The following is a 25,370-nucleotide window of genomic DNA, read 5'->3' as shown; positions in this document are numbered from 1 at the left end:
TTAAAAGTGGCTCCTCCTGCTGGGCTCGAACCAGCGACCTGCGGATTAACAGTCCGTCGCTCTACCAACTGAGCTAAGGAGGAACAATTCTGTGTGTGTCTTACTAATTAAGAACACCAAATATGGTGCCTCGAGGCGGAATAACGGGCCCGCCTAGGGCACTGACTGGAGGCTAGTACATAACACCCTTTGGAATTTATGTAATACAGCAACACCAGTATATAAAATGGTGCCTCGAGGCGGAATCGAACCACCGACACGAGGATTTTCAATCCTCTGCTCTACCGACTGAGCTATCGAGGCAAACTGCTCGGCGTGCCAAACAGTGCAAAAGTGGCGGAGAGATAGGGATTTGAACCCTAGGTGCGCTATTAACGCACGCCGGTTTTCAAGACCGGTGCTTTCAACCACTCAGCCATCTCTCCGTGTGGTGCGCATAGTAACGAGGACCGATGCGCTTGTAAATAGTTATTTTGTTTAAGTGCTTATTTAATGAGCTATTGCTGGCTTTTTGTATAAAAACGCTGCAGTTCAGTCAAGCCTTGCATCAAAATGGGCAGTTTCGGACTCTCATTTTGTAGCCTTTGATAGGCGCCATCATAGAGTTTGTAGTTGCCAAACTTATCAATCACTGTGGTGGTTTCAGGCGTAATTAGCGCAATCTCTCGGCTGTCGCCGGCCAAAATCCACGATCTTGGTGATTCATCAAATAAATTTCTGCCTGAGCTGAACACATTTGGCTGCGAGGCCACACCAAACAGCTCTTGTAGAAGCGTTACCGACCAGTCGAGGTGGCTGCTGCTGTGGTCATATTCGGCCGCTTGCATTCCAGGCCAGTGAATAACCATAGGCACATTGAGCTGATACTTGCTGTAATTGGTGTTCGAGCCCCAGCTGTTGCTGCCCGTTTCGTTAAACTCGCTGGCGTGATTTGAGGTAATGACAACAATAGTCTCTTGCAGTAATTGCTGCTCTTTGAGTGTGTTGAGAACTCTAGCTACCTCATTATCGGCGGCGTTGACCGCATCATCATAGGCTTGCTTAAGCGCCTCGCTGGCGCTCTTCGTGTTATCGCGGCTTGGGTGTGAGTAGTTATCAACGGTGGTTAGCTCAAGATAACTAAACCAAGGCGCTTTGACGTTCTCCAGCCAAGCTTGCCAATCGGCAATGGCATCCAAATCGTTTTGCGCGTTGTCGACCTGTTCAATCTGCTCAGCAAGTCCGGCTTGGCGGAATATGAGCTCGCTGAATAGCGCATTATCAAACCCATTACCACTGAATAAGCCAATGTTGTAACCACGATCTTCTAGTACGTCCATTAAGACAGGGGCGGTCCCTTGCGCTTTAATGCTGCTGGCATAGCTGGTGGGTAAGCCGTAAAACAGACCAAACATGCCAAGTGCGTTATTACTTGAACTGTAATGTTGGGTAAAATTTTGGTTTTGTGTGGCAAAATCGTAGGTGACGGGCATTTGTTCGGCATTGAGTCGATCGGCACGAAGGTTATTCACGCTGAGTAGCAAAATATTGAGACGATTACCACGGCGGTTGAAATCCAGCTCATCGGTTGGGTAACGCACAAGTTCAACGCCTTCGTTACTTTTCGCTAAACGTTTTAAATACTCTTCTTTATCAAGTAGGCCATGACGCTCCATAAAGGTTTTGGCGGTCATCGGGTAAGAAAGCGGCAAGTTAGCGCGTTGCGCGGTAACTGGATTGTAGAAATAGGCGTCCGACCAAATATAGATTAAGTGGCTGGTGATAAAGCACACGAAAAACAGCGCGGCAAAAGGACGGCCGATGCGCTTGTGTGAGAGTTTGCGCTGTTTGCGCCAAACCCACTCAGATAATACAAGCTGTAATAGAAAAATGAGCGGCATCACCACAAAGAGGTATTGCAGGTCGGTACTTAAAGCGGAGTCGCTTTTGCTAAAAAGCAGCTCCCACACAACGGGTGTGAGGTGAAGATTCAGAATGTCGTAGGCTTGCGTGTCTACCAGCAAAACCGTTTGTCCGGCAGTCGCAAACACCACCGCAATAAGCCTAAACAACTTACGCGATGGCACGACAAAGGTCAGGGGGAACAGCACTAACAGGTAGAGTGCGAAAACCAAAAAGCCAAAATGACCCGCCCAAGAGGTCACCAGATAAATTTGGCCAAGCAGAGTGTCTGGCCAAGGTGACTGTGCAAGGTAGCGAGTACCAATTAACATTGAGGCGATAATGTTAAAGAAAGCAAACCAGTGGCCCCAGCCAACCAATTTGGAAACACGCTCGCCGTATGAGTTTTCGCTGTCTACCATGAATTATTCTACTGTCCGATTAGTGAGTCTTAGGTGCTTCGATAGAAGCCAACAGTGCTTGTGCGAATTTTTCAGCAATCACTTTCCTTTGTGAAGCAGCAACTTGTTGATTTAAGACATTAGTAGCGATATTTCCTGCGATCATTAGCGCAAGATCAGCACTTGCACCATGTTTAGCGAGCACCGCACCGACTTCAGAGAGAATGGTTTCGACTTGTTCGTCGGTGTATTTAGATGTAATTGGCATAAATACTCTAATAATGATAATAAAAACGGCCTATGATACCCTACATTGTTAAACAACTTAACCCTATCGCCAGACAAAATCATTATGAGCCTTTACCTATCTAATGTGATCTTGCACCAACTGAGCAAGAACGACCAAGACGAGCTGTGTGTTAATTTTCGTGCAGAGCTGCTTGATAATGACGCCTCGACCGAAAATTTAGTGGCTGAACTTCATCGTGTTTTTCACGCTAAAGCCGGTAAAGGTTTTGGTTTTTTTAAATCTGACAGTGAGTGCCAGCAATGGTTGCAAGCGCAGCGCAAAGGTGAACTGAGTTTTTATGATTTTTCTCAGCAATGTGCGCAACGACTAAAAAACGAGTTAGCAAAGTATCCGTTTGCCGAAGAGGGCATCTTGGTTTTTGCTGAATACCAAAGCTTGGCCACCAATTATCTTTTTATCGGTATTTTACCGCTTAATCAGAGCCTTAAAGTGACCGAAGGATTAGATATTAGTGCAACGGAATATCTCGATATCACGAAGATGGACATTGCTGCGCGTATCGACTTATCGAGCTATGAGACAGACAAAGAGTCCAATCGCTACTTGTCTTACGTCAAAGGGCGTGTTGGCCGTAAAGTGGCAGATTTTTTCTTGGATTTTCTTCAAGCAGAGACAGGTTTAGACACCAAAGTACAAAACCAAGTGCTGATGCAAGCGGTGGATGATTTTTGCGCTGATGCCAAGCTCGATAAGCAAGAGGTGACGGAGTACAAAAAGAAAGTGTACGACTACTGCAGTGATCAATTGAAATCCGGTGAAGAAGTTGCCGTACGAGAGCTGTCTGGTGAGTTGCCGTCGAGCGAAGATGGCAGCAGTTTTTGGGACTTCACTCAAGAGCAGGGTTATCAGCTTGAAGAACAATTCCCAGCTGATCGCGCGACCGTGCGTAAGTTGACGAAGTTTGTGGGCGCTGGCGGCGGTTTGAATCTGAGTTTCGACAGCCTCTTGCTCGGTGAGCGCGTGTTTTATGATCCCGAAACCGACACCTTGACCATTAAGGGGACTCCACCGAACTTACGCGATCAATTAACGCGCAATCGCTAGTTCATCGTAAACAAAAAGGCCGCGTTTAATACGGCCTTTTTGTTCTCTAGTTATTTTCCTCTGTATTAGCCTCATCTATTACTGCATGTCGGGTTTGATGATAGGCATCTTCATCTTTACCGTAACGCCAATAAGGTACCGCATAGATTTGGCTACGCTCTGCCTTGAGTTCGCGTTTGGCATAATTACGCAAAGGCACAATGATCGACTCCTCGCCGCCAAACCAAAAATAGCTTTGCGTGACATCAAGCTGTGCGTTTTGTTCAAGTTGAGATAGCTCTGTTAAAAAGGCATCCGTCAATCGATGACTTTGAGTGGCGCTGCCAATAACCCATTCAATTTTGACATTTTCGGGGTGCGCTATGGCGACTGTAGCGCTTTGCTCGGGCACCAAAATGGCAATATAGCCGACGCTGTCAGCAGGCATTGCTTCAAGCATCGCACTGATGGCGGGCAAGGCGGTTAAATCCCCGGCCATGTAATAACGTTGCGCAGGTTTTAGCATTGGCGTGGGGCCGCCCGGACCAGAAATGGCGACAACATCACCAGACTGAGCAAATAAAGCGAACCGCGTCGCAGGACCACTGTCACCGTGAAGCGCGAACTCGATATCCAATTCTCCTACTTCACGGCGTAGGGCGCGTAAACTAAAGGTGCGAATCAAAGGCTTAGCCGTAGGATCTTCCCATCGAGGGCCTTTCTCTGTCATCACAGGTAAAACAGGAGCCTCTTGCTCGCCGTGCGGCATCATGAGCTTAATGTGCGCGCCGCCACACGCTTCAGGATAGTGGTGTAGTTCAGGGCTGATAAAACAAATTCGTCGTAGGCCGCTAGAAAGATCTTCTACGGACTTAACCGTGACTAGAGTGGGTTTTTTAGGTTGTTTGGCGCGGTTTTGAGGTGTATTTGCCATTGAGACTCGAGTTGGGGTTATGCAAACAATAATCAATCATATTTCGCTTTGGCACTATAAGTAAACTGTTATTCGGTTGGTCATTTAAATGGCCAATAAAAACAGTTAATTATAATGACTCATAGCTTATCAGCGGTCTGTTGAATGTTTAGCGTAAATGGCTAAAATAAACCGTCACCGATTTGGTATAGTCATTTTCTTACACGTGAAGTATCAGAGCGTGATCAAACGACAGAATCTCAGCGAAAGTGAATGTAACTCGCCATATTTAGGTGCTTTTTCGTTATGCTGACTATGTCCGTCCTACTTGAAGTTGCCGTGTTTCATTTGAAGAAGCAATGGGTTGCGCCGACAAATCTCATCACATCGCGAATTTATGGTTTAGAGCTTTGTTCATTTGCTGCCTAACAGCATCTTCACCTGGTTTGGGTATAAATTGGCAGCAAAATTCGCGTACAGCAAAAGGGTGGTTGAAATGAAGCAAATGTGGGGCTGGTCGAAACAACGCACAGTGGCATTGATCTTGATGTTATGCGGCGGCATTTTCGCTGGTGTGGCCATGCAAGCTTATCATCTCTTTCAACGTATGGAACTCGTGCATGAGTTGACCTATCAGCTCAATCAAATCCGCAGTCATTTTTCCGGAGAGTCGATTGAGCGTTTGCCTGAGGCAGATGCCGTTGCATTGCAAATACAGCTCGCACAATCGCTGCGTTGGCGCTTAGTTGCGAGCGATGCCAATGATTGGCATCCCAATGTCGAGAGTGTTGCAGGCAGTAGCGCTCAATTTTTGTCCCAAGCCGAACATCGTGTTTTTGCTGAATTATCCTTAATTGAAACAGCCACGCGTCTCGCGTCGTTGCGCCAAGCATCTGAACATAATGAGATATTGGCGCATTTCTATTATCAACTCACCAGTCAATTACTCGATGGCCTGTTGTTACCGGATTTACAACAAGGATCGCGAGAGGCTTCGCTAGAGTCCAAACTGGAGAGCGGCGAGTTAAAGCCATTGGAACGTGGACAAGCCTTTCGCCAGTGGCAGCAAGTAAGGAGTGTGCTGGCGCAATACCACCAGGCAATGGACCAGCAAAGTCATCTATTTAACCATCAAGTGTGGCATGACGTTGCGCAGTATACACAACATTATTATTTCACCCTTTTGGCGTTAAGTTTAACTAGCATTATGGCCAGTGCGCTTGGTGTGACACTTTGCGCTGTGGTTTACCGCCAGCGAGACAAAGCCAGACGCAAACATAACCAAGAGATGTCTGATACCACGCCAGATACTCAGCAAAAACAAGTGACCTCGAATGAATTTAGACAAGTAAAAACGCCGAGCGATTTTGATATCCCTGCAGATCCCCCAACCAAAAGCACGGGAGCGGAAGCCTCAAGTGACTTGGCATTTTTAGCTCAATTACCGACTGCTTCAGCAAAACATTCCTCGATTTCGCAAGACGCACCGCCGCGAACGTTGCTTAACGACGCGGAGCGATACACTGGCGCTTCGTCTCAGACGGAAATGCATGAGGCATCACAGGAACTGATCCAGCTACCACAACTTCTTGCGTCAATGGGGGAAAACTCTGGCGCAGTATGCGATGTGCTGCGACTGTTTGTTGAAGAACATCAACACGATTGTGCCGTTATCAAAAAGTTGGCATTAGAGGATCTCGTCACAGCGCAGCGGCAAATCCACAGTATTAAAGGCGTCGCAGGAAGTCTAGCGGCTGCGCCTTTGCAAGAATTAACCCAGCGGCTTGAACGTCAAATCAAAAGTGGTAATAAACCAACGGAACAGCAATTTCACGATTTGAGTTATTTGCTTGAACAAACGTTGATGCAGGCTCGCGTGATTGTACGCCACCTTCAACCAGAAGCCGCGATCGAAACCTAAATTACTCAAGTCATTCTCGCTGAACCGCGCATCTTGAGGGCACTTGAGTATAGCCCTCAGTTTTACTTTCTCGTGCCATCTTTAGTCGGGCGGACATCGTCCTAGCGATAAATGATGAAAAAGTTGTCTTTTTTCTTCAATAATTGCTTGAGATTTTTGGTTGAACAATGAACTATGGGGAAAGTGAAAATAAACTACATGGAGAGTATTGCATATGAGAGTAGGTTTAGTCGGTTGGCGTGGCATGGTTGGTTCTGTGCTAATGCAACGTATGGTTGAAGAGCGTGATTTCGACTTGATTGAACCCGTGTTTTTTAGCACGTCGCAAATTGGTATTGCAGCACCGAACTTTGGTAAAGATGCTGGTTTGTTGCAGGATGCTTATGACATTGACAGTCTCAAGCAATTGGATGCGGTGATCACCTGTCAAGGGGGAAGTTACACCGAACAAGTCTACCCAGCACTTCGTCAAGCGGGTTGGAAAGGTTACTGGATTGATGCGGCCTCGACATTGCGCATGGACAAAGACGCCATCATCACTCTTGACCCTGTGAACCTTGCCCAAATTCAGCAAGGCATTCATCAAGGCACCAACACGTTTGTAGGTGGTAACTGCACGGTAAGCCTTATGTTAATGGGGCTTGGCGGGTTATTTGAAAAAGGGCTCGTTGAGTGGACGTCAGCCATGACGTACCAAGCGGCATCTGGCGCCGGCGCGCAAAATATGCGTGAACTGATTTCACAAATGGGCGTGATCCACGATGCGGTAAGCTCTGAATTGGCCAACCCTGCAAGCTCAATTCTTGATATCGATAAGAAAGTTGCCGATACCATGCGCAGCGAAACGTTCCCAACTGATAAATTTGGTGTGCCACTGGCTGGCTCATTGATCCCATGGATTGATGTCAAGCGTGACAATGGCCAGAGCAAGGAAGAGTGGAAAGCGGGCGTTGAAGCCAACAAAATTTTAGGACTGCAAGAGACTCCGGTACCAATTGACGGAACTTGCGTGCGGATCGGTGCGATGCGTTGCCACTCACAAGCGCTAACCATTAAGTTAAAACAAAACGTTCCGATGGACGAAATTATTGAGATTATTGGTACTCATAATGACTGGGTCAAAGTCGTGCCAAATGATCGCGATATCACGGCAAAAGAACTTTCACCTGCGAAGGTAACAGGCACTCTATCGATCCCAGTTGGCCGTTTACGTAAGATGGCGATGGGCGATGACTTCCTTAACGCATTTACTGTTGGTGATCAGCTTCTATGGGGTGCAGCAGAGCCGCTTCGCCGCACACTGCGCATCATTTTGGCAGAAAAATAAGCGTGTCAGCGAAATCAACGAGACCCAAATAACTCGACGTTGAATGGGTGTAACGCTAAGGCCATTGAATCGTGATTCAATGGCCTTTTTCATTTTCGTGGTCCACGTTTGACACCACACGTTCTTCTGGCTCTGCGAGTTCACTGCCACAATGTTTGCAATACAGGGCGTCGGCTTCATGGCCGGTTTGATTGCAGTTTGGGCACTTAACTAGCGTCTTGTGTGAGGTCATTTCTCTGCTGAGCTCGGCGGTAATGATCCCTGTTGGCACGGCCAAAATCGAATAACCAAGCAACATTGCCAGTGATGCAATGGCCTTTCCAAGCCCCGTTTGCGGCACCAGATCGCCATACCCAACGGTGGTGATTGTCACGATAGCCCAGTAGATGCTAATAGGAATGCTGCTAAAGCCATGCTCTGGCCCTTCAACAATGTAAATTACGGCACCAATAATGGTGACCAAAATGCCTACTGTACTGAAAAATATTAATATTTTCCGTCTTGCGGTGAGCAGTGAGCGCAGCAAAATGTTGGAGTCTTTTAGATATCTTACTAATTTTAGTACGCGGAATATTCGCATGACGCGAAGCAGGCGCACAACGCCAACAAAGGATGTACCAGGGAAAATAAGCGCCAAATAGCTTGGAATAATGGCGAGAAGATCTATCCAGCCGTAAAAGCTTTTAGCGTAAGCCCAAGGCTTAGGCGAGCAGTAGAGTCTCAATAGGTATTCAATTGTGAAAAGGGCGGTAAGTGAGTATTCGATGGTGCGCAGTTCACGGCTCCATATCATCATCACACTGGGTACAGATTCCAATACCAGCACCACAATCGAACTTAAGATGGCGATAATCAGAGCAATATCAAAATTGCGTCCTGCTCGAGTGTGAGTGCCGAAAATAATGACGTAGAGTCGATGTTTTAGTGTTGAACGAGGCATAACCTTCCATGAGAGCCACACAATGTGTGTTTATTATATACCCAAGTGACTTCAAAATGCTGGATTCAGAGCCGGCTCACTGATCTGAGAGCAAGGCAAACAACGCAGCAAAATAGCGAGTCTATTTTCAAGATGTTTAACGCCGCTATCGGCTCAGTGATTGGCTCCCAAAGGGCGAGCTGTCTTGATTCATCAGCTTTGTTGACGATTTTCGATTGAGAACCACTCAATCTTCAAATCCTCGCCTCACTGACAAACCAAGTCATTCTCGCTGAACCATGCATCTTGAGGTGACTTGGGTATACCTTTTCCACTTGAAGTTGCAACGCTGTTGGCTCGCTCTCACAAACCTCATCACATCGTTTATCTATGTTCATGAAGTGCTGTGCGGCTTTGTCTGCTGCTTACCTGCAACTCAAGGTTGTTTGGGTATATTTGCTTGGGCATATATAGCGACGTCAAGTCACTTGGGTATCGCCTGCCAAAAAATCGTGCTTAAGCGAGCGGCAATTTTTCAGGGGCGATACCGCAAATGTCAGTTAACCAACCAGCCCAGGGAAGAGACTACGCAGGCCGTTGGCAATAAATTCGATGCCTAGCGCGCCTAAGATCAAACCCATGATCCGAGTGATAACGTTGATCCCGGTTTGGCCAAGGAAGCGAACAATCAACGGCGCCGAGCGGAACAGCAACCATGAACAGAGCGTAAACGCCGCGATAGTCAGAGTGATCCCTAACGTATCAAACATGCTTGGGTAACGCGCGCCATAAACGATAGTGGAACTGATTGCACCGGGGCCTGCCATAAGAGGCATTGCAAGGGGGACCACACCGATTTGCTCGCGACTGACCGATTCGGATTGTTCTTGTTTGTTCTGCTTATCTTCACCCAGTTTCCCGCTCATCATGGAAAATGCAATGCTCATTAAGAGCAAACCACCGGCAACACGAAACGAATCGAGTGAAATACTAAAAAGATCCAGCAATAGCTGACCTGCGAGCAGTGAGACCGTTAATATCACAAACACTGCAATGTGGGCGGTACGCGCGGTACGATTTTTCTCTTCTAGGGTCATATGCCCGGTGAGCGAAACGAATACCGGCATGATACCAACGGGGTTAACCGCCGCAACAAGGCCAAGGAAAAACTGTAAAAAAATAGCAAACTCAATGGTGGACATCAGGTGAAAGTCTCTGGCAGTACAAACAGAATGCTGCATTTTATTTTAGATATGATTCCTAGCATAGTGAAAAAAACCATTGTTCGGTTAAAAAATAATGACATGGATTGAATTTTTGTTACTAAACGGTCGTTAATTCTGAATTAAGGTTCATTTTATGGATGAATGTGCTGGTTTTTTGTTTGGATTTCATAAAATCCGCTCAATATGGCCAAATTTCTTGGCCGGATACACTTTTGCACTGTTAGGTTTGGTGTTGGGTAAAATCTGAGCAATCGCGATGTTGCAACTGTGGCTAAGGTGTGCCATAACGACATGATGCCGTAGCACGGCATTCGCGTGCATTAATAGAGGCGTTTGCCACAGCGTGGTGAAAGTTTTTTTGTTTGGTGTTACGCAGTGAGTTCTGAATAGGTCAAAAAACCAGCAAAAACGCACTTTTGTGGCGCGATAAATTTGTCATACAAGAAAGTTTATTGCCTTAATCTGAAACTAATTTTCATTTTTGCGTTACTTTTTGAGCGAATAAACTCATGTGGTGAGAAAGTGCTCAAAAGCAAATCTGGATTTATTTTGAATTAAATCAGGTGGTTATATGGACTTTGTTGAGGATTTTATAAATGTGAAAAGAAATATTTTTTGGGAACTGATCTGAGTCAATTTTTTTCACGAACTGAAACAATATAATCAGTCCTGAAAGCGATTTACTAAGAAGCCTGATTGACAGCACGCGCAGTGATACAGACAGACCGCTTAATAAAAAGTTTTTAATATTTAGTAATTTTAGGAGAATCCCTATGCCTGTAAGCAACTTAACCGAACTCGATGCGATGATTGCACGCGTTAAGAAAGCACAAGCTGAATTTGCTACTTTCTCTCAAGAGCAAGTAGACAAAATCTTCCGCGCTGCTTCTCTTGCTGCTAACCAAGCTCGTATCCCTCTAGCGCAAATGGCGGTAGAAGAGTCTGGTATGGGTATTGTTGAAGATAAAGTAATCAAGAACCACTTTGCTTCTGAGTTTATCTACAACAAATACAAAGATGAAAAGACTTGCGGTATTCTTGAAGAAGACCAAAACCTTGGCACAATGACCATCGCTGAGCCTGTTGGTATCATCTGTGGTATCGTTCCAACCACTAACCCAACATCAACAGCGATTTTCAAATCTTTGATCTCTTTGAAAACTCGCAACGCTATCATTTTCTCACCACACCCACGTGCGAAAAACTCAACTAACGCAGCTGCAAAATTAGTTCTTGATGCAGCTATCGCAGCTGGCGCACCAAAAGACATCATCGGTTGGATTGACCAACCATCTGTAGAGCTTTCTAACGCTCTAATGAAGCACGATGATATCGCACTTATCCTTGCAACTGGTGGTCCAGGCATGGTTAAAGCAGCATACTCTTCTGGTAAACCAGCAATCGGTGTAGGTGCAGGTAACGTTCCTGTTGTTATTGATGAAACTGCTGACATCAAACGTGCAGTTGCATCAATTCTAATGTCTAAAACATTCGATAACGGCGTAGTGTGTGCTTCTGAGCAAGCGGCAATCGTTGTTGATGCAGTCTACGACGAAGTGAAAGAGCGTTTTGCTTCTCACAAAGCGTATGTACTGAACAAAGAAGAAGCGGACAAAGTTCGCAAAGTTCTTCTTATCGATGGCGCGCTAAACGCGAAAATCGTAGGTCAACCTGCTGCAGCGATTGCTGAAATGGCTGGTGTGTCTGTTCCTGCTGATACTAAAGTATTGGTTGGTGAAGGCCTAGGTAAAGTATCTTACGACGACGCTTTCGCTCACGAGAAATTGTCTCCAACGTTGGGTCTATTCCGCGCTGACAACTTCGAAGACGCTGTTGCTCAAGCTGTGACCATGGTTGAAATCGGTGGTATCGGCCATACTTCTGGCCTTTACACTAACCAAGACGTGAACGCAGATCGCATCCGTTACTTCGGTGACAAGCTAAAAACTGCACGTATTTTGATTAACATTCCAACCACTCACGGTGGTATCGGTGACCTTTACAACTTCAACGTTGCACCGTCACTAACGCTAGGCTGTGGTTCTTGGGGTGGTAACTCTATCTCTGAAAACGTGGGTCCTAAGCACCTAATCAACAAGAAAACTGTTGCTAAGCGAGCTGAAAACATGTTGTGGCACAAACTTCCTAAGTCTATTTACTTCCGTCGTGGTAGCCTTCCAATTGCTCTTGGCGACCTTGAAGGTAAGAAACGCGCGTTCCTTGTTACTGACCGCTTCCTATTCAACAACGGTTACTCTGATGAAATCGTTAAGTTGCTAAAAGCACAAGGCATGGAAGTTCAAACTTTCTTCGACGTAGAAGCGGATCCAACGTTGTCTGTGGTTAAGAAAGGTGCAGAAGCGATGCAAAGCTTCCAACCAGACGTGATTCTAGCGCTAGGCGGTGGTTCACCAATGGACGCGGCGAAGATCATGTGGGTAATGTACGAGCACCCAGAAACTGACTTTGCTGAACTTGCAATGCGCTTTATGGACATCCGTAAACGTATCTACAAGTTCCCTAAAATGGGTCAAAAAGCTGAGCTTGTTTGTATCACAACAACGTCAGGTACTGGTTCAGAAGTAACACCATTTGCGGTTGTTACCGATGATCGTACTGGTGCGAAATACCCACTTGCAGACTACGAATTGACACCTCAAATGGCTATCGTTGATGCAAACCTTGTTATGAACATGCCTAAGTCACTAACAGCGTTTGGTGGTTACGATGCAGTAACTCACGCACTAGAAGCTTACGTGTCTGTTCTTGCAAACGAATACTCAGATGGTCAAGCACTTCAAGCGCTTAAGATGCTTAAAGAGTACCTACCTTCAAGCTACGCGAATGGTGCAAACGACCCAATCGCTCGTGAGAAAGTACACAACGCTGCGACTATCGCTGGTATCGCATTTGCGAACGCGTTCCTAGGTGCATGTCACTCTATGGCGCACAAATTGGGTGCTGAGTTCCACCTACCACACGGTCTAGCAAACGCATTGCTGATCTCTAACGTGGTACGTTACAACGCAAACGACAACCCAACGAAACAAACTGCATTCTCTCAGTACGACCGTCCTCAAGCACGTCGTCGTTACGCAGAAGTTGCTGATCACCTAGGTCTATCTCTACCTGGTGACCGTACTGCGCAGAAGATTGAGCGTTTGATTGGTTGGTTGGAAGAGCTAAAACTTCAACTTGATATTCCTGCATCTATCCAAGGTGCTGGCGTAAACGAAGCTGATTTCCTAGCGAAAGTTGATGCACTATCAGTTGAAGCGTTTGATGACCAATGTACTGGTGCAAACCCACGTTACCCACTCATCTCTGAGTTGAAAGACGTGCTAATTGCTTCTTACTACGGCAAAGCGTTCGTTGAAGGTGAGACTTACGAAGGCACTACCGTTATCAAGAAAGCGGAAGACCGTGAAGCGCCAAAAGCTGAGAAAAAAGCGAAAGCAAAAGCGTAATTAGCGCTCTGCTTTAGGGAAAAAGTAAAACCCCAGTCGTTGACTGGGGTTTTTTTATCTCTTGAATTAGAGGCTTGCTAAATATTGGCGGTCATCACGCGGCCGCTAAAGTAATCATTTCCTACGATATAGGCGGTATTTCTTACTAATTCATCGTGGATTTCAGACCAATGATTGGCAGAGCAATGGTCATACTCGCGATTGGTACTTGGTACCACACCACCGACTCGAATATTAAACGGAGTCAGATCTCTCGCCCAACTGTGAGTGAATCCTGAAACCAAAGAAATCACATTATCCAGCCCGGTTAATTGCTGATGCCCTCCGCAACAGATGACATTGACAATCACACCAGAGGTGTTGGCGTTTTGCATCTGTTTTGCGCATACACGACTGAAACCATAGAGCGTTTTTGCCGTTGTGGTCAGTTCTCTAAGCGCATCGTCAGCGTCATCATCGCAAATTAACGTTGGCATCGGTGTGCTGGTCCAACAATTGAGCAACACATTTGGCGCTCGACCAAATTCGTTGATTATTTGCTGGAACAAACGCTGAATGCCATTTGCATCGTTTTCTTTGAGGTGAAAGCTATGAACTTGGCGAGTGATTGTGAGGAGGTCGTGATGGGTTCTATCGAGTTTCGATTTGTCTTCGTCACATAAAATGAGCGTACCGCCTAGCTGAGCGAAATGAGACGCTGTCGTGCGGCCGAGCACCGAGCCAGCATTGGTGACAAGAACTAGTGCGTTTCGTATATCCATTCCAGTGACCTCTGTCATGCTGACTAGCGATTCATGCCTTGGCGGTTAAGCTAAGAGCGATAAGTAACGTGAGTGCGATTTGTTAGATACCCGTCCTACTTGAAGTTGCAGCGGTGTTGACGGGCACTCACAAACCTCATCACATAGTTCACCTATGCTCAGCGGGGTCGCCTACCTGCATCTCCAAGTTGTTTGGGTATAGACAGCATGGATGAAAAGCGATTGATGCGGTGTGAAAACCTTCAAACAAATACGACTTATTCGAAAAAATGACGGGATATTTGCAAATCGTCACAATTTTGGCGCTGATACGCTAAGAAGTTGCAAAGACGTGCTACGCACTCAGCTAGGTCACCTGAATCCGCAACTGATCATGGCGATAAGCCGTGGTGAGCTGTGTGTAGAGATGAGTATTAGGCAGAGTCTCTCGTTTAGGGTTGGCTAGGCTTCTGCGCTCATGGCTCGAGAGATTGTGATAAAGCGCCTCGGGTAAGTCAAAGGTGTGCTCGGGAAGATAGGTGAGCGCATCTGGCGTGAGGTAATGTGATAACTTATTGGCAGGCAAACCGGCTTGATGGAATTGGCGAATGTGCTCCGCCGCTCGGTGGTAACTGCGCTCATCAGAGCGTAATGCTTGCGGTTCAGATAAGCCAAATTGTTGACGCAGAGTAGCATCGGTTGTTTCATGACTTTCAATGAGTTCTGTTGATGCAGTATCTCTAGCATCATTGGAAAACATCGAGACAAGTAGAGCAAAATCGGCGCGTCGTCCACATTGAACCGCATCGCTGAGGCTAACGCCAAAACGAAGTTCATTGATGATGGTTGCTTTTTCTAACGCATTGACCGACATAACTATCCTTAATCACACTTAGCTTGCGAGCGCTAAGCTTTGGATCTTTATATCGGCATGAAATGACAAAACTTTAGTGAATCGCCATAGGTAATAAAAAACCCGCCAAGTGGCGGGTTTGAACAATCGGTTTATTTGGCGAAATTGTCAGCGACAAAAGACCAATTCACTAAAGCCCAGAAGCCATTCATGTAGTCAGGGCGCAAGTTACGATAATCGATGTAGTAGGCGTGCTCCCACAAATCGACGGTCAGTAGCGGTGTTACACCTTCTTCAGTGATTGGCGTCGCCGCGTTTGAGGTGTTAACGATTGCCAAAGAGCCGTCAGCGTTTTTCACCAGCCACGTCCATGACGAACCAAAGTTGTTAATCGCTGATTCGGTAAACTGCGCTTTAAACGCGTCAAACGAACCAAATGCCGCTGTGATTGCATCGGCTAATGCGCCTGTTGGTTCACCACCGCCGTTTGGCGATAGGCAGTGCCAGTAGAAAGTGTGATTCCAAACTTGAGCTGCGTTATTAAATACGCCACCTGAAGAGGTTTTAATGATCTCTTCAAGGGATTTGTTTTCAAATTCAGTGCCTGGGATCAAGCCGTTGAGCTTAACTACGTAAGTATTGTGATGTTTACCGTAGTGGTATTCTAAAGTTTCCGCTGAGATGTGTGGCTCTAGGGCGTCTTTCGCATAAGGAAGTGCTGGTAGTTCAAATGCCATTGCTCAGATTCTCCGTTTTAATGAAAGGTAACCTTTCTAATTGCTTCCAAGAGTTATTATTGCAAGTTTGACGCAAAGTGAACTCAAGTGACTTTGCGCGCTGAAACTTGTGTCTTGTTGACTGACGATGAGTATTTTAGCAAGTTTTTACTTTATTAAAAGCAATACACGCTAAATTCATGATCAAATTTTACTTATCATTAACCATAAACATTCTATGCTTTTTATTCTCAGCTAATGGTTTAGAATGTGCAGGTATGTGAAGTAACGCCATAAATGAGGAAGCAATGGAGACTATCGACAAAATCAAACAGCAGATCGCTGAAAACTCAATCCTTCTTTACATGAAGGGTTCACCTAAGCTACCAAGCTGTGGTTTCTCTTCCCAAGCGGCGCAGGCATTGATGGCGTGCGGCGAGAAGTTTGCTTACGTAGATATTTTGCAAAATCCAGATATTCGCGCCGAGCTTCCCGCTTACGCACAATGGCCTACTTTTCCTCAATTGTGGGTTGAGGGAGAGCTTATTGGAGGGTGCGATATCATTTTGGAAATGTTCCAGAAAGGTGAGCTTCAGCCATTAGTTAAAGACGCTGCGACTCGCGCGCAAAGCGCTGAGTAAGTGACAGCTTTGGGACAACCCGTGTTAAGGGAGCCAAATGGCTCCCTTTTTGATCAGTTTGACTTGTGATGCGATTGGAATGATAAAACTGTTTTACGTACATGACCCTATGTGCAGCTGGTGTTGGGCTTACCAGTCGACCATCAGCCAATTGAAGCAACAATTACCGGGAACCATTCAGTTTGAGTATCTGTTAGGAGGCTTAGCCGCTGATACGGAATTGCCAATGCCGCCGGAAATGGCGCAGAAAATTGAAAGTATTTGGCGTCAAATTGAGCAGCAACTGGGCACCCAGTTCAATTATGACTTTTGGCGTGATTGCGTGCCCGTGCGCAGCACGTACCCCGCGTGTCGTGTGGTCATTGCGGCAGGCTTTCAAGACAGCTATGAGGCCATGCTGCTGGCGTTACAAAAAGCGTACTATCTGCGAGCAATGCCGCCTCACCGTTTGGAAACGCATCGCCAGCTCGCCCAAGAGATTGGCCTTGATGTTGCTCAATTTGATAAAGACATTGATAGTGACTTGCTTAACGGGGTTTTTGATGATCAGCGCAGTTTAGCCAAAAGTCTTGGCGTGCACTCTTATCCAAGCTTGGTGTTGCAGATCCACGATAGCTTTTTCCCTGTTGATGTCAATTACACCTCAACGGAGCCAACGCTCAAACAGATTCGTGAATTGATTGTTTCCCATTGGCATTAAAACCATTGGCATTAAAATGCCGTTCGCTTAAAGAAAAGAAGCCGTTCAAGTGAACGGCTTTTTTTGAAGTACGCTATCGACTGAAACTACAGCGTCATTGCTGCAATCCAACCAAACACAATCAGAGGAAGATTGTAGTGAATGAAGGTGGGTACAACGGTGTCCCAAATATGGTCGTGTTGTCCGTCGGCATTGAGACCCGATGTCGGGCCGAGTGTTGAATCGGACGCTGGTGAGCCTGCATCACCCAGTGCCGCAGCGGTGCCAACGAGCGCAACGGTGGCCATAGGAGAGAATCCAAACGCCAAGGCTAACGGGACATAGATGGTTGCAAGGATTGGAATGGTCGAAAATGACGAGCCAATGCCCATAGTGACCAATAGACCAACAACCAACATCAACAGCGCCGCAAGCGGTTTATTATCACCAATGCTCGTCGAAAGGGACTCAACCAAGGTTTCAACGCCGCCGGTTTGTTTCATCACCGCCGCAAATCCAGCCGCCGCAATCATGATAAAACCAATCATTGCCATCATATGAACGCCTTTGGTAAAGACGTCGTGCGTCTCTTTCCATTTGATGACACCACCAAAGGTGAACACCATGAAGCCCACTAAGCCACCCACAATCATTGATCCGGTTAGCAACTGAACACCCAGCGCCGCTGCGATGCCGATAACCGCTACCACAATGTGTTGTTTGTTAATATCGGCACGATTGGTATCAACCTCGGTGTACTCGGTTGCTTGATAAACACGTGGCTTACGATAAGAGAAAAAGACGGCGATCAACAAGCCAAAGACCATACCCGCACCAGGTAGCAGCATTGCCATAGGCACTTGCGCGGCGGTGACCTCGGCAAGACCGTTATCGTGTAAGTTTTTCAGCAGAATGTTGTTTAGGAAGATACCACCAAAACCAATAGGCAGGACCATATATGGGGTGATCAAGCCAAACGTCAGCACACACGCAACCAAACGGCGGTCAAGTTTGAGTTTGGCAAACACACTCAGTAGTGGCGGGATCAAAATGGGAATAAAAGCAATGTGTACCGGCACCACGTTTTGCGATGACATCGTCACAAGGACAAGCGCACACAGTACTAAATATTTCAGGCCTGTTGAGGCATGCGCGTGCTCTTTGCCATTGAGACGCTTAATAACACTGTTGGCTAACAAGTCGGTAATGCCAGAACGTGAAATTGCAACAGCAAAAGCGCCAAGCATGGCGTAGCTGAGCGCAATAGTGGCACCGCCACCCAATCCACTTTCAAAAGCGGCGACCGCCACTTTAAGGTCCATACCTGCAAAGAGGCCACCAACGATTGCACTAAAGGTGAGTGCAACCACCACATTCACTCGCATTAAGGCTAGAAGCAGCATGATGCAGACAGAGATGACTACTGGGTTCATATGATTCTCGGGTTTATTATGTTGTGTTATCCCGTGACAACTTGACGCGTCGTTATTGGATGTCTTTGCTAGGTAAAAAGTCAAAGCATCCAACGGGCGGCGCTAAAATCTCTTCCTTGAGGTTTAGGTCGTATGACCAACATCATCGAGATGGGCGAAATGCCCTTATCTTCAAGTGTTAAGGGGTTATTTATTATTGTTATTGTCAATGATGGGCCAGCCACCAAGGGCTTTCCATTTATTGACGATGCCGCAAAACAGCTCGGCGGTTTTTTGGGTATCGTAAAGAGCAGAATGCGCTTCACGATTGTCAAATTCCATCCCCGCCGTTTTACACGCTTTTGCTAATACGGTTTGGCCATAGGCCAAGCCGCTCAGTGCCGCCGTGTCAAAGGTGGCAAAAGGATGAAATGGAACACGTTTTAGTTTGCTACGCTCGTTGGCGGCATTGACAAAATTGAGGTCAAATGTCGCATTATGAGCGACCATGATCGCACGACTGCAGTCGCTCTCTTTTTGCTCTCGGCGCACCATTTTGTAAATTTCTTTGAGTGCATGCGCTTCGGTCACAGCGCCACGTAGTGGGCTGAATGGGTCACGCATACCAATAAACTCTAACGCCGCTTTTTCGATGTTGGCACCCTCAAACGGCTCAACATGAAAATGAAGGGTTGATGCCGGGTGAAGATCGCCATTGGCGTCCATTTTTAGCGTAATGGCACAGATTTCCAAAAGTGCGTCGGTTTGGGCGTTAAATCCCGCAGTTTCGACGTCGACGACGACAGGAAAATAGCCGCGAAAGCGCTGTTTTAGGGTTAAAGCTTCGTTGTCAGTATTCATCGCGAAGAAACACCAGTAATAAACCCACATTATTACAGATAATTTGAACGATAAAAACTGTACTCGTTAACAAATATAGTCAAATGACTTATATACCCAAGTCACCTCAAGATGCATGGTTCATTGAAGTCACTTGGGTATATAGCCGCAGTGGGCAGTGATATGTGGTCTAGTGTCATGAATAATGCGGTATTGGCGCTATTTTTGCATGAACAGTTTAAGATGAGCGCGCTCTGTAAAGGTTGCGTTTAGCGGCAATTGGCTGCCGCAAAAATCGATGTATTAAAAGAGATATTACTGCATGAAATCATGGCTTGTTTACTCTAGCGCGGTTCTTTTCGCCCACTTGGCGTGCTCGCCAAGCGCTCAAGCTTTCGTGGAAAAGCGCTATGTGGCCGCGCCCACTGAATCGCAGTGGTTGCTGACCGTTAACACGCCGCTGGAGTGTCGTTTAGTGCATCCGATCCCAAATTTCGGTGACGCGCATTTTAGTTCCTATGCCAGCAAAAAAATTGTTCTGGATTTTGAACTTAAGATGCGCCGTCCAATGGGGGCGACCCGTGATGTCAGCTTGATTTCTATGCCTCCTCCGTGGCGTCCCGGTGAGCACGCCGAGCGCGTTTCACAATTGAAGTTTTTTCAGCAATTTGACGGTTATATTGGGGGGCAAACCGCTTGGGGATTACTCTCTGAGCTTGAGCGTGGTCGTTATCCCACGTTTAGCTATCAAGATTGGCAAAGTCGCGATCAACGCATTGAGGTGGCGCTTTCATCGGTTTTATTTCAACCGCAGTACCAAGCCTTTAGTCAATGTGTAGCCAATTTGCTGCCATACAGTTTTGAAGATATCGCGTTCACCATTTTACATTACGAACGCCACGGCAATGACTTGACCAAAGCGTCTCAGCAGCGTTTAGCGCAAATCGCGGAGTATGTTCGTTACAATGAGGATGTCGATCTGGTGTTGATTTCCACCTATACCGACAGTGTTGAAAATAAGAGCATCAGCCAAGATGTCACCGAGCGTCGAGCAGAGTCGATGCGCGTTTATTTTCAAGATCTGGGCTTAGCTGATGAGCGAATTGAAGTGCAGGGGTTTGGCAAGCGTCGGCCGATAGCCGATAATGCGACGCCTCTTGGTAAAGACAAAAACCGTCGCGTCGTGATTTCACTGGGGCGTACCCAGCTGTAATTTAGAGATAACAGGTAGGCGGTCGCCTACCTGCATTATCACGTTGTTTGTGAGCTTTCAAAACGGCCAGCAGATTAGCCTTCTAAGCCAGCGGTCGCTTGCTTGTTTTGGATAAGCTCAATCATGTAACCGTCTGGGTCTTTTACAAACGCGATATGAGTGCTGCCCCCTTTCACCGGGCCGGGTTCACGCGTGACATTACCACCTGCCGCCTTAATCGCGTCGCAGGCGCTGTAAATATCATCTGCGCCAATCGCAATGTGACCAAATGCACTGCCAAGATCGTATTCGCTGGTGCCCCAGTTGTACGTTAATTCAATGACAGCGCCCTGAGATTCGTCGCCATAGCCTAAGAACGCTAAGGTGTATTCATATTCAGTGTTTTCGTTGGTGCGCAGCAGTTGCATGCCCAGCACCTTGGTGTAGAACTCAATTGAACGCTCAAGATTACCGACTCGCAACATAGTATGAAGAATGCGATTGTTTGACATAATTGCTCCTAGCTAATGAGTGATCGCAACCAATGTGGCGATCTATTGTTATTCGACTTTTCCGGCGTATATTTATTATATGAACTAAAAATCATCTTTACTCGGTGGGTGAGTGAGTGACTATCTAGTTATTGTAAGGGGTGTAAGTGCGATCAACGGTAAAAATACATTACAAATACCCTTTAATTTGTAAAGGTGATGATTTTATAAGACTAAACTCGACCAAATCATCCCCAATATCCTTTACAAAAATAATAACAAATTAATCAAATACACTCTAGCTGACTTTACCCAAAGTCTTGGCAAGGCGATGGCCTCACTGCGTGAACCATCACCCGGCTAAAAGGGTATCTAGGGGAATGATGGTAAAGTAAAATAATAAAGCCACTCCTGACGCTCGCACGGCTCGCTAGTCGCTAGGCGTTTATGATTTTTCTTGACCATCAGTATCACTCACAAAAGAGCTTTCGTAACTCGTTTTTGGACAAAACCTTCTTAGCGTAATCACTTAAATTAGAAATTTTGGCATCTATTCTTTTCGCTTGTAAATAGCGTCAAAAATTCGTGAGCGTGACATCACGACCTCAACATGGCTGTGTTTATATCCAGTTATAAGTGGTTTTTGGTGAAAATGAGAACGAGATTTGGGATAACCATGCAAAATAATGCACGGTTATTCCAGCTCAACTTTTCTATCTATATGAATCTAAAGGTAAATTTTGATAGACATGAGATAATCGAGCGCAGCGTTAAACGCAATGCTCGCTTTCGCCAGAAGAAAGTGCTCAAAATTGCGCACTTGATGATATTTAACTGATTGATTAAAAAACGATTTCAGGAGTATAGTGAGAGGAAAAGTGAGGCAACTACTCTGCGTGATAAACAGAATGCTGTTTAATACACTGTTATACCTAGGGATAGTCATGAGTAAGATAGCGATAGCAGTAAAGCACCGCAAAGAGGGAATGAAGATATTTCATCCCGAAGTGCAGTTTATCCGGCATGCTGCTGGTGTTGACTATCAAAAAGCTAAAGACATTATTTCTAGTGGTGCACCATTTTATTTTGCAGAACTTTACATGAATGATCATGTAGATATTGATGAAGAAATTAGAGAAATACTACAAAAATTAAATGAGTTAGGGCTAGGTGCAAGAATTTTAGAGATAATGTACGACGAATCGTGGGAAGACTTAAACGATGAAAATGATGCATTATTAGATGAGCAAGTATTGATAAATATGCTTGATGAAGCAGTTGGCGATTTTAGCTAGAACGGGATAACAAGTTGCTGCAAAGGACACGTCAACCTGTCACTTTTTGTGCAAACGCCGCACAAAAAGCACCAGCTTAACTCGCCTATGAGCAAGGCGTTAGGGCTCCTACCTAGACTGAAGGATCTATTGAGTTAAGTATGATTGATGACCCATACCCCGAAAAATGGCAAGACCTTCAACTAGGAGTTCGCAGGATATTTCGAAATATAGGCCTATCAGCAAATGTCGAAGTAGATCTAGTGACACCCCGTGGCTCGGTTAATGTTGATGTCCTAGCAATCGATGGACAAAGCGTAGATAAGATTAAATATATCGTCGAATGTAAGAATTGGGAGAGCGCTATACCTCAGTCGGTTGTACATTCCTTTACCACGGTAATGGCTGAGACTGGAGCCAACATCGGATTCATTATTTCTAAACATGGCCTCCAGTCCGGGGCAAAAGAGTACACTCGAAATACAAATATCGTTGGGCTAACTTATTTGGAGTTTCAACAAAGGTATTTCGAAGCTTGGTGGAAGCGGTTTTTTTGCCCTCGGATTGGCGATGCGGCTGATCGCGTCTTGCAATATACGGAAGAGTTTAATGGTTACCGAGACAAAGAATATAATAAGTTACCACCTGACAAGCAGAAGGAGTTCGACCACTTACGCTCGCAGTATACGGTTCACTTAATGACATTTTCTATGTTCAACTTTCCGATGATGAGCCCTATGCTTAACACTGGAAAGTTGCTTGATGTACCTTCAGATCTGGAAGGATTCAAGAAAAATGTTTTATCCTCAATTGCCCCAGGAATTGAATGGCACTGCACAACATTTCGAGGTTTACTAGAAATCATTCTTCAGTTTCTTCAAGATGTTGAAGCGAAATTCAATTCCTTGTTCGGCGGGTATATTTTCGACATTACGCCAATTAGCGGCGTAGGAGAAGAAGGACCTCCGATAGAAGATGAGTTTTTATGATAAAAACCAGAGGTTTACTCAATTGGCGCACTAAAGCCCTAACAAATAAAGTCACGGGACATAGCGAAGCTGCGCCCGTGCTTTAGGCGTTAGTGCTCAAGAGGAAATATGAGCGAGAATTCATTTATATCAATTAGAAATGCAACCATAGCCTCCGTTATTGCTGGAGTAATACTCTTAGCTGTGCCAGTTTTACGAGGTTATGTTGTTAGTTTTCTATCATGGGGTTGGTCAGGTGTTGTTTGGTGCTGGGATGCACTGGTTGACTCATACTCTCTTCCAGGTTGGGCGTGGTTACTAATTTTTATCTTCGCCTTGATTGGCATGATAAACATATATTTAGCTTTTAAGGGTGAATCTGAAGAACCTGAGTTTAAATCGTATGTTGAAGACTTTATGTATGGTGCTAAATGGCGTTGGAGCTGGATTGGAAATCAAATATCTAATGTATGGTGCTTTTGTCCTAGATGCGATGCAATATTAGTTTACGATGATAGTTCTTGCCGCAGCTTTTACTCAGACGCCAATAAAACCGATTTTATTTGTGAAAACTGTAGTCGTAATGTTGTTGCATCGATAAGTGGTGGGAACAAAGATTATGCAACGGGTGCAGTAGAGCGTGAAATTGACAGAAGGATTCGGACTGGTGAGTATAAAAAGCACTAACAAGGCGCTGCTACGGAAAATTTACTCGCTGGCGCTCCCAAATTTCCGCAGAGCGCGGCGTTAGGTATTCAGGGAGTAACATTGAATTCTGTAGAATTATTCAAAAAAGGTAGCTTTTTTAAGGCAATAATAACTAGAGTCGAACCTACATTAGAGGCAGCATTTGTGGACGTCGGCGCAGAAAGGCATGGTTTTTTGCCGCTAAAAAATATTGAGGGATACGACAAGGAATTACATAAAGAAGGCTCGTCTTTAATTGTTAGTATTGAAATACCTGAAAAGGGACAAAAGGGTGCAGCTGTTAAGGCTCATAAAACAGTACCAAATGGAATAACAGTCCATGAACTTGAGCTGTCCTATCAAGAAAAGAAAAGTACAATAGGTACTGCTATTTTCTTTTCATCAGCAATAATTTTATTTGGCGCAATCGTGTATATGAATACCTAACAAGCATTAAACAGGGATTAAAAACAGCGGGCGCTTCGCTCGATTTTAGCTCACTATTTTTAACCCGCTAATCGAGCGTTAAGTTTCTAAGGAGGGACAGTGCCTGAATTCAAGATATTAAGTTTCATCGTTGAGCATATGGAAAGTACAGGCTCAACAGCAAAATTGGTTCATTTATCTATTGATCAGAGTTTTACTGATCAATTGAATTCAAGGTTTGAAGAGAGCTTTACTCTGCAACAAATTGAAAAGGCTACGGACAAATGTTTAGCTCATGAATGGTTAAAGCACACAGCAGTGGGCGGCGGAAAATATGGTTGTATTGGAATTACAGCTAAAGGTGTTGGAGTTGCTCGCTCAAAAGAGCGTGCAGCCGAGTTAAAAGCATCGCGTTCATGGCTAAAGAAAACTTCTGATTACATCGAGGATCATAAAGGCATATTGATTTTCCTCGGTTCTTTAATTGCTCTAGCAACATTTGTGTTAAAAATTACAGGTGAATAATATGGAAGATAAGAGCTTTTCTATAACATTAAAGTGTCTGTTTTGTGATTGCGATCTTGAAGGCGATACAGAACATGAGTTGGCATCAGGAGACATGATCAAATGTCAGGAGTGCGGTGAGTCAAATGACTATGATGCTTTAATTGAAGTCGCTACTGAAGAAGGAGAAGCATTAGTTTCCGAATATACTCATTCCGAAATAGAAAAAATGCTTAAAAAAGCTTTCAAGTAGTCGAAACTTAACAAGTTACTCAAAAGGACGTAAAAAGCTTGGCTTGCGCTCCTTCGTCGCTAATTTTAGCCAAGCATTTATGCGCCCATTAGTAATGGCGCTGGCGGATCCCCTCATAATTCGCCCAACCCGCAAGTATGCGTGAGGCGTTGATATTCCAACATCGCCCTGTAATGACCCAGAGAAGAGTTGGACATGATATTGTGTCACCCTAAAAGGAGTCATTAGTACTATGGAACCAGAAGTAAAACGTTGGACGGCAAAGCGTAAAGCCGAGCTCGTCAAAGACATCATCAAAGGCAAAAC

23 protein-coding genes, 3 tRNA genes and 1 pseudogene are annotated in these 25,370 nt (G+C 45.5%); 13 read left to right on the top strand and 14 right to left on the bottom strand.

Annotated elements, in window-relative coordinates; genetic code table 11:
* Positions 1-7 precede the first annotated feature (7 nt).
* From HGP28_RS16715 to HGP28_RS16695, 5 genes are all read right to left on the bottom strand, one after another.
* Positions 8-83 (bottom strand) — tRNA-Asn (locus tag HGP28_RS16715).
* Between the two features lie 144 nt (positions 84-227).
* Positions 228-303: transfer RNA gene (locus HGP28_RS16710), tRNA-Phe, on the bottom strand.
* Between the two features lie 31 nt (positions 304-334).
* Positions 335-425: transfer RNA gene (locus HGP28_RS16705), tRNA-Ser, on the bottom strand.
* A 72-nt stretch (positions 426-497) separates the two neighbouring features.
* Positions 498-2,303, bottom strand: a complete 1,806-nt coding sequence (locus HGP28_RS16700) for a DUF3413 domain-containing protein (protein ID WP_168837601.1) — start codon at positions 2,301-2,303, stop codon at positions 498-500.
* Between the two features lie 19 nt (positions 2,304-2,322).
* A complete protein-coding gene (locus HGP28_RS16695; RefSeq protein ID WP_168837600.1) occupies positions 2,323-2,550 on the bottom strand; it encodes a YejL family protein in 228 nt (75 codons plus the stop codon).
* Positions 2,551-2,634: 84 nt separating this feature from the next.
* On the opposite strand from HGP28_RS16695, the gene yejK reads away from it, so the two are divergent.
* A complete protein-coding gene (yejK, locus tag HGP28_RS16690) occupies positions 2,635-3,636 on the top strand; it encodes a nucleoid-associated protein YejK (RefSeq protein ID WP_168837632.1) in 1,002 nt (333 codons plus the stop codon).
* A 46-nt stretch (positions 3,637-3,682) separates the two neighbouring features.
* Here yejK and HGP28_RS16685 read toward each other — a convergent pair whose 3' ends face one another.
* Positions 3,683-4,549, bottom strand: coding sequence for a siderophore-interacting protein (locus HGP28_RS16685; RefSeq protein WP_168837599.1), 867 nt, complete (start codon positions 4,547-4,549; stop codon positions 3,683-3,685).
* Positions 4,550-5,024: 475 nt separating this feature from the next.
* Between HGP28_RS16685 and HGP28_RS16680 the strand changes: the two genes are divergently transcribed.
* Together HGP28_RS16680 and asd are read left to right on the top strand one after the other, a co-directional pair.
* Positions 5,025-6,449 (top strand): Hpt domain-containing protein, encoded by a 1,425-nt coding sequence (locus tag HGP28_RS16680; protein ID WP_168837598.1) that lies wholly within the window; start codon positions 5,025-5,027, stop codon positions 6,447-6,449.
* A 214-nt stretch (positions 6,450-6,663) separates the two neighbouring features.
* The gene (asd, locus tag HGP28_RS16675; protein ID WP_168837597.1) at positions 6,664-7,776 is read left to right on the top strand and encodes an aspartate-semialdehyde dehydrogenase; all 1,113 of its coding nucleotides are present in this window, start codon (positions 6,664-6,666) and stop codon (positions 7,774-7,776) included.
* 76 nt (positions 7,777-7,852) lie between these two features.
* Here the strand turns inward: asd and HGP28_RS16670 are convergent, their stop codons facing one another.
* Together HGP28_RS16670 and HGP28_RS16665 are read right to left on the bottom strand one after the other, a co-directional pair.
* The gene (locus tag HGP28_RS16670) at positions 7,853-8,716 is read right to left on the bottom strand and encodes an ion transporter (RefSeq protein ID WP_168837596.1); all 864 of its coding nucleotides are present in this window, start codon (positions 8,714-8,716) and stop codon (positions 7,853-7,855) included.
* A 539-nt stretch (positions 8,717-9,255) separates the two neighbouring features.
* On the bottom strand, positions 9,256-9,897 hold the full coding sequence (locus HGP28_RS16665; RefSeq protein ID WP_168837595.1) for a YchE family NAAT transporter: 642 nt from the start codon (positions 9,895-9,897) through the stop codon (positions 9,256-9,258).
* Between the two features lie 797 nt (positions 9,898-10,694).
* Here HGP28_RS16665 and adhE point away from each other — a divergent pair.
* Positions 10,695-13,388 carry a bifunctional acetaldehyde-CoA/alcohol dehydrogenase gene (gene adhE, locus HGP28_RS16660; protein WP_168837594.1) on the top strand — a complete coding sequence of 898 codons (2,694 nt, stop codon included), beginning with the start codon at positions 10,695-10,697 and terminating at the stop codon, positions 13,386-13,388.
* Positions 13,389-13,465: 77 nt separating this feature from the next.
* On the opposite strand, the gene HGP28_RS16655 is transcribed toward adhE, so the two are convergent.
* The 3 genes from HGP28_RS16655 to sodB form a co-directional block, all read right to left on the bottom strand.
* Positions 13,466-14,149 (bottom strand): SDR family oxidoreductase, encoded by a 684-nt coding sequence (locus tag HGP28_RS16655; protein ID WP_168837593.1) that lies wholly within the window; start codon positions 14,147-14,149, stop codon positions 13,466-13,468.
* Between the two features lie 346 nt (positions 14,150-14,495).
* On the bottom strand, positions 14,496-15,002 hold the full coding sequence (locus HGP28_RS16650; protein WP_168837592.1) for a VC2046/SO_2500 family protein: 507 nt from the start codon (positions 15,000-15,002) through the stop codon (positions 14,496-14,498).
* Positions 15,003-15,133: 131 nt separating this feature from the next.
* Positions 15,134-15,718 (bottom strand): superoxide dismutase [Fe], encoded by a 585-nt coding sequence (sodB, locus tag HGP28_RS16645; RefSeq protein ID WP_168837591.1) that lies wholly within the window; start codon positions 15,716-15,718, stop codon positions 15,134-15,136.
* Positions 15,719-16,005: 287 nt separating this feature from the next.
* On the opposite strand from sodB, the gene HGP28_RS16640 reads away from it, so the two are divergent.
* Both HGP28_RS16640 and HGP28_RS16635 read left to right on the top strand, forming a co-directional pair.
* A complete protein-coding gene (locus tag HGP28_RS16640) occupies positions 16,006-16,338 on the top strand; it encodes a Grx4 family monothiol glutaredoxin (RefSeq protein ID WP_168837590.1) in 333 nt (110 codons plus the stop codon).
* Between the two features lie 79 nt (positions 16,339-16,417).
* Positions 16,418-17,038 (top strand): DsbA family protein, encoded by a 621-nt coding sequence (locus HGP28_RS16635; protein WP_246225769.1) that lies wholly within the window; start codon positions 16,418-16,420, stop codon positions 17,036-17,038.
* A gap of 86 nt (positions 17,039-17,124) precedes the next feature.
* On the opposite strand, the gene HGP28_RS16630 is transcribed toward HGP28_RS16635, so the two are convergent.
* Together HGP28_RS16630 and rnt are read right to left on the bottom strand one after the other, a co-directional pair.
* Complete coding sequence (locus HGP28_RS16630; protein WP_168837589.1) at positions 17,125-18,450, bottom strand: Na+/H+ antiporter family protein; 1,326 nt, start codon at positions 18,448-18,450, stop codon at positions 17,125-17,127.
* A 186-nt stretch (positions 18,451-18,636) separates the two neighbouring features.
* Positions 18,637-19,290 carry a ribonuclease T gene (rnt, locus tag HGP28_RS16625; protein ID WP_168837588.1) on the bottom strand — a complete coding sequence of 218 codons (654 nt, stop codon included), beginning with the start codon at positions 19,288-19,290 and terminating at the stop codon, positions 18,637-18,639.
* 301 nt (positions 19,291-19,591) lie between these two features.
* Here rnt and motY point away from each other — a divergent pair, with 301 nt between their 5' ends.
* Positions 19,592-20,482 carry a flagellar protein MotY gene (gene motY, locus HGP28_RS16620; RefSeq protein ID WP_168837587.1) on the top strand — a complete coding sequence of 297 codons (891 nt, stop codon included), beginning with the start codon at positions 19,592-19,594 and terminating at the stop codon, positions 20,480-20,482.
* A gap of 74 nt (positions 20,483-20,556) precedes the next feature.
* On the opposite strand, the gene gloA is transcribed toward motY, so the two are convergent.
* Positions 20,557-20,973 (bottom strand): lactoylglutathione lyase, encoded by a 417-nt coding sequence (gloA, locus tag HGP28_RS16615; RefSeq protein WP_168837586.1) that lies wholly within the window; start codon positions 20,971-20,973, stop codon positions 20,557-20,559.
* Between the two features lie 923 nt (positions 20,974-21,896).
* Here gloA and HGP28_RS16610 point away from each other — a divergent pair.
* The 6 genes and pseudogenes from HGP28_RS16610 (at position 21,897) to HGP28_RS16585 (ending at position 25,064) form a co-directional block, all read left to right on the top strand.
* Positions 21,897-22,247, top strand: coding sequence for a hypothetical protein (locus tag HGP28_RS16610; protein ID WP_168837585.1), 351 nt, complete (start codon positions 21,897-21,899; stop codon positions 22,245-22,247).
* 140 nt (positions 22,248-22,387) lie between these two features.
* On the top strand, positions 22,388-23,215 hold the full coding sequence (locus tag HGP28_RS16605; protein WP_168837584.1) for a restriction endonuclease: 828 nt from the start codon (positions 22,388-22,390) through the stop codon (positions 23,213-23,215).
* A 108-nt stretch (positions 23,216-23,323) separates the two neighbouring features.
* Positions 23,324-23,881, top strand: coding sequence for a hypothetical protein (locus HGP28_RS16600; protein WP_211092045.1), 558 nt, complete (start codon positions 23,324-23,326; stop codon positions 23,879-23,881).
* A 102-nt stretch (positions 23,882-23,983) separates the two neighbouring features.
* Positions 23,984-24,184 (top strand): annotated as a pseudogene (locus tag HGP28_RS19265) (S1 RNA-binding domain-containing protein); the annotation flags it as partial.
* Between the two features lie 243 nt (positions 24,185-24,427).
* Positions 24,428-24,832, top strand: coding sequence for a hypothetical protein (locus tag HGP28_RS16590; RefSeq protein ID WP_168837583.1), 405 nt, complete (start codon positions 24,428-24,430; stop codon positions 24,830-24,832).
* A 1-nt stretch (position 24,833) separates the two neighbouring features.
* Positions 24,834-25,064 carry a hypothetical protein gene (locus tag HGP28_RS16585; RefSeq protein WP_168837582.1) on the top strand — a complete coding sequence of 77 codons (231 nt, stop codon included), beginning with the start codon at positions 24,834-24,836 and terminating at the stop codon, positions 25,062-25,064.
* The last annotated feature ends 306 nt before the right edge of the window (positions 25,065-25,370 follow it).

The sequence above is a fragment of the Vibrio agarilyticus genome (assembly GCF_012641465.1).
GTDB lineage: Bacteria > Pseudomonadota > Gammaproteobacteria > Enterobacterales > Vibrionaceae > Vibrio > Vibrio agarilyticus.
Note: the sequence above shows the minus strand (reverse complement) of the source record. Positions and strands in the feature narration are given on the sequence as shown.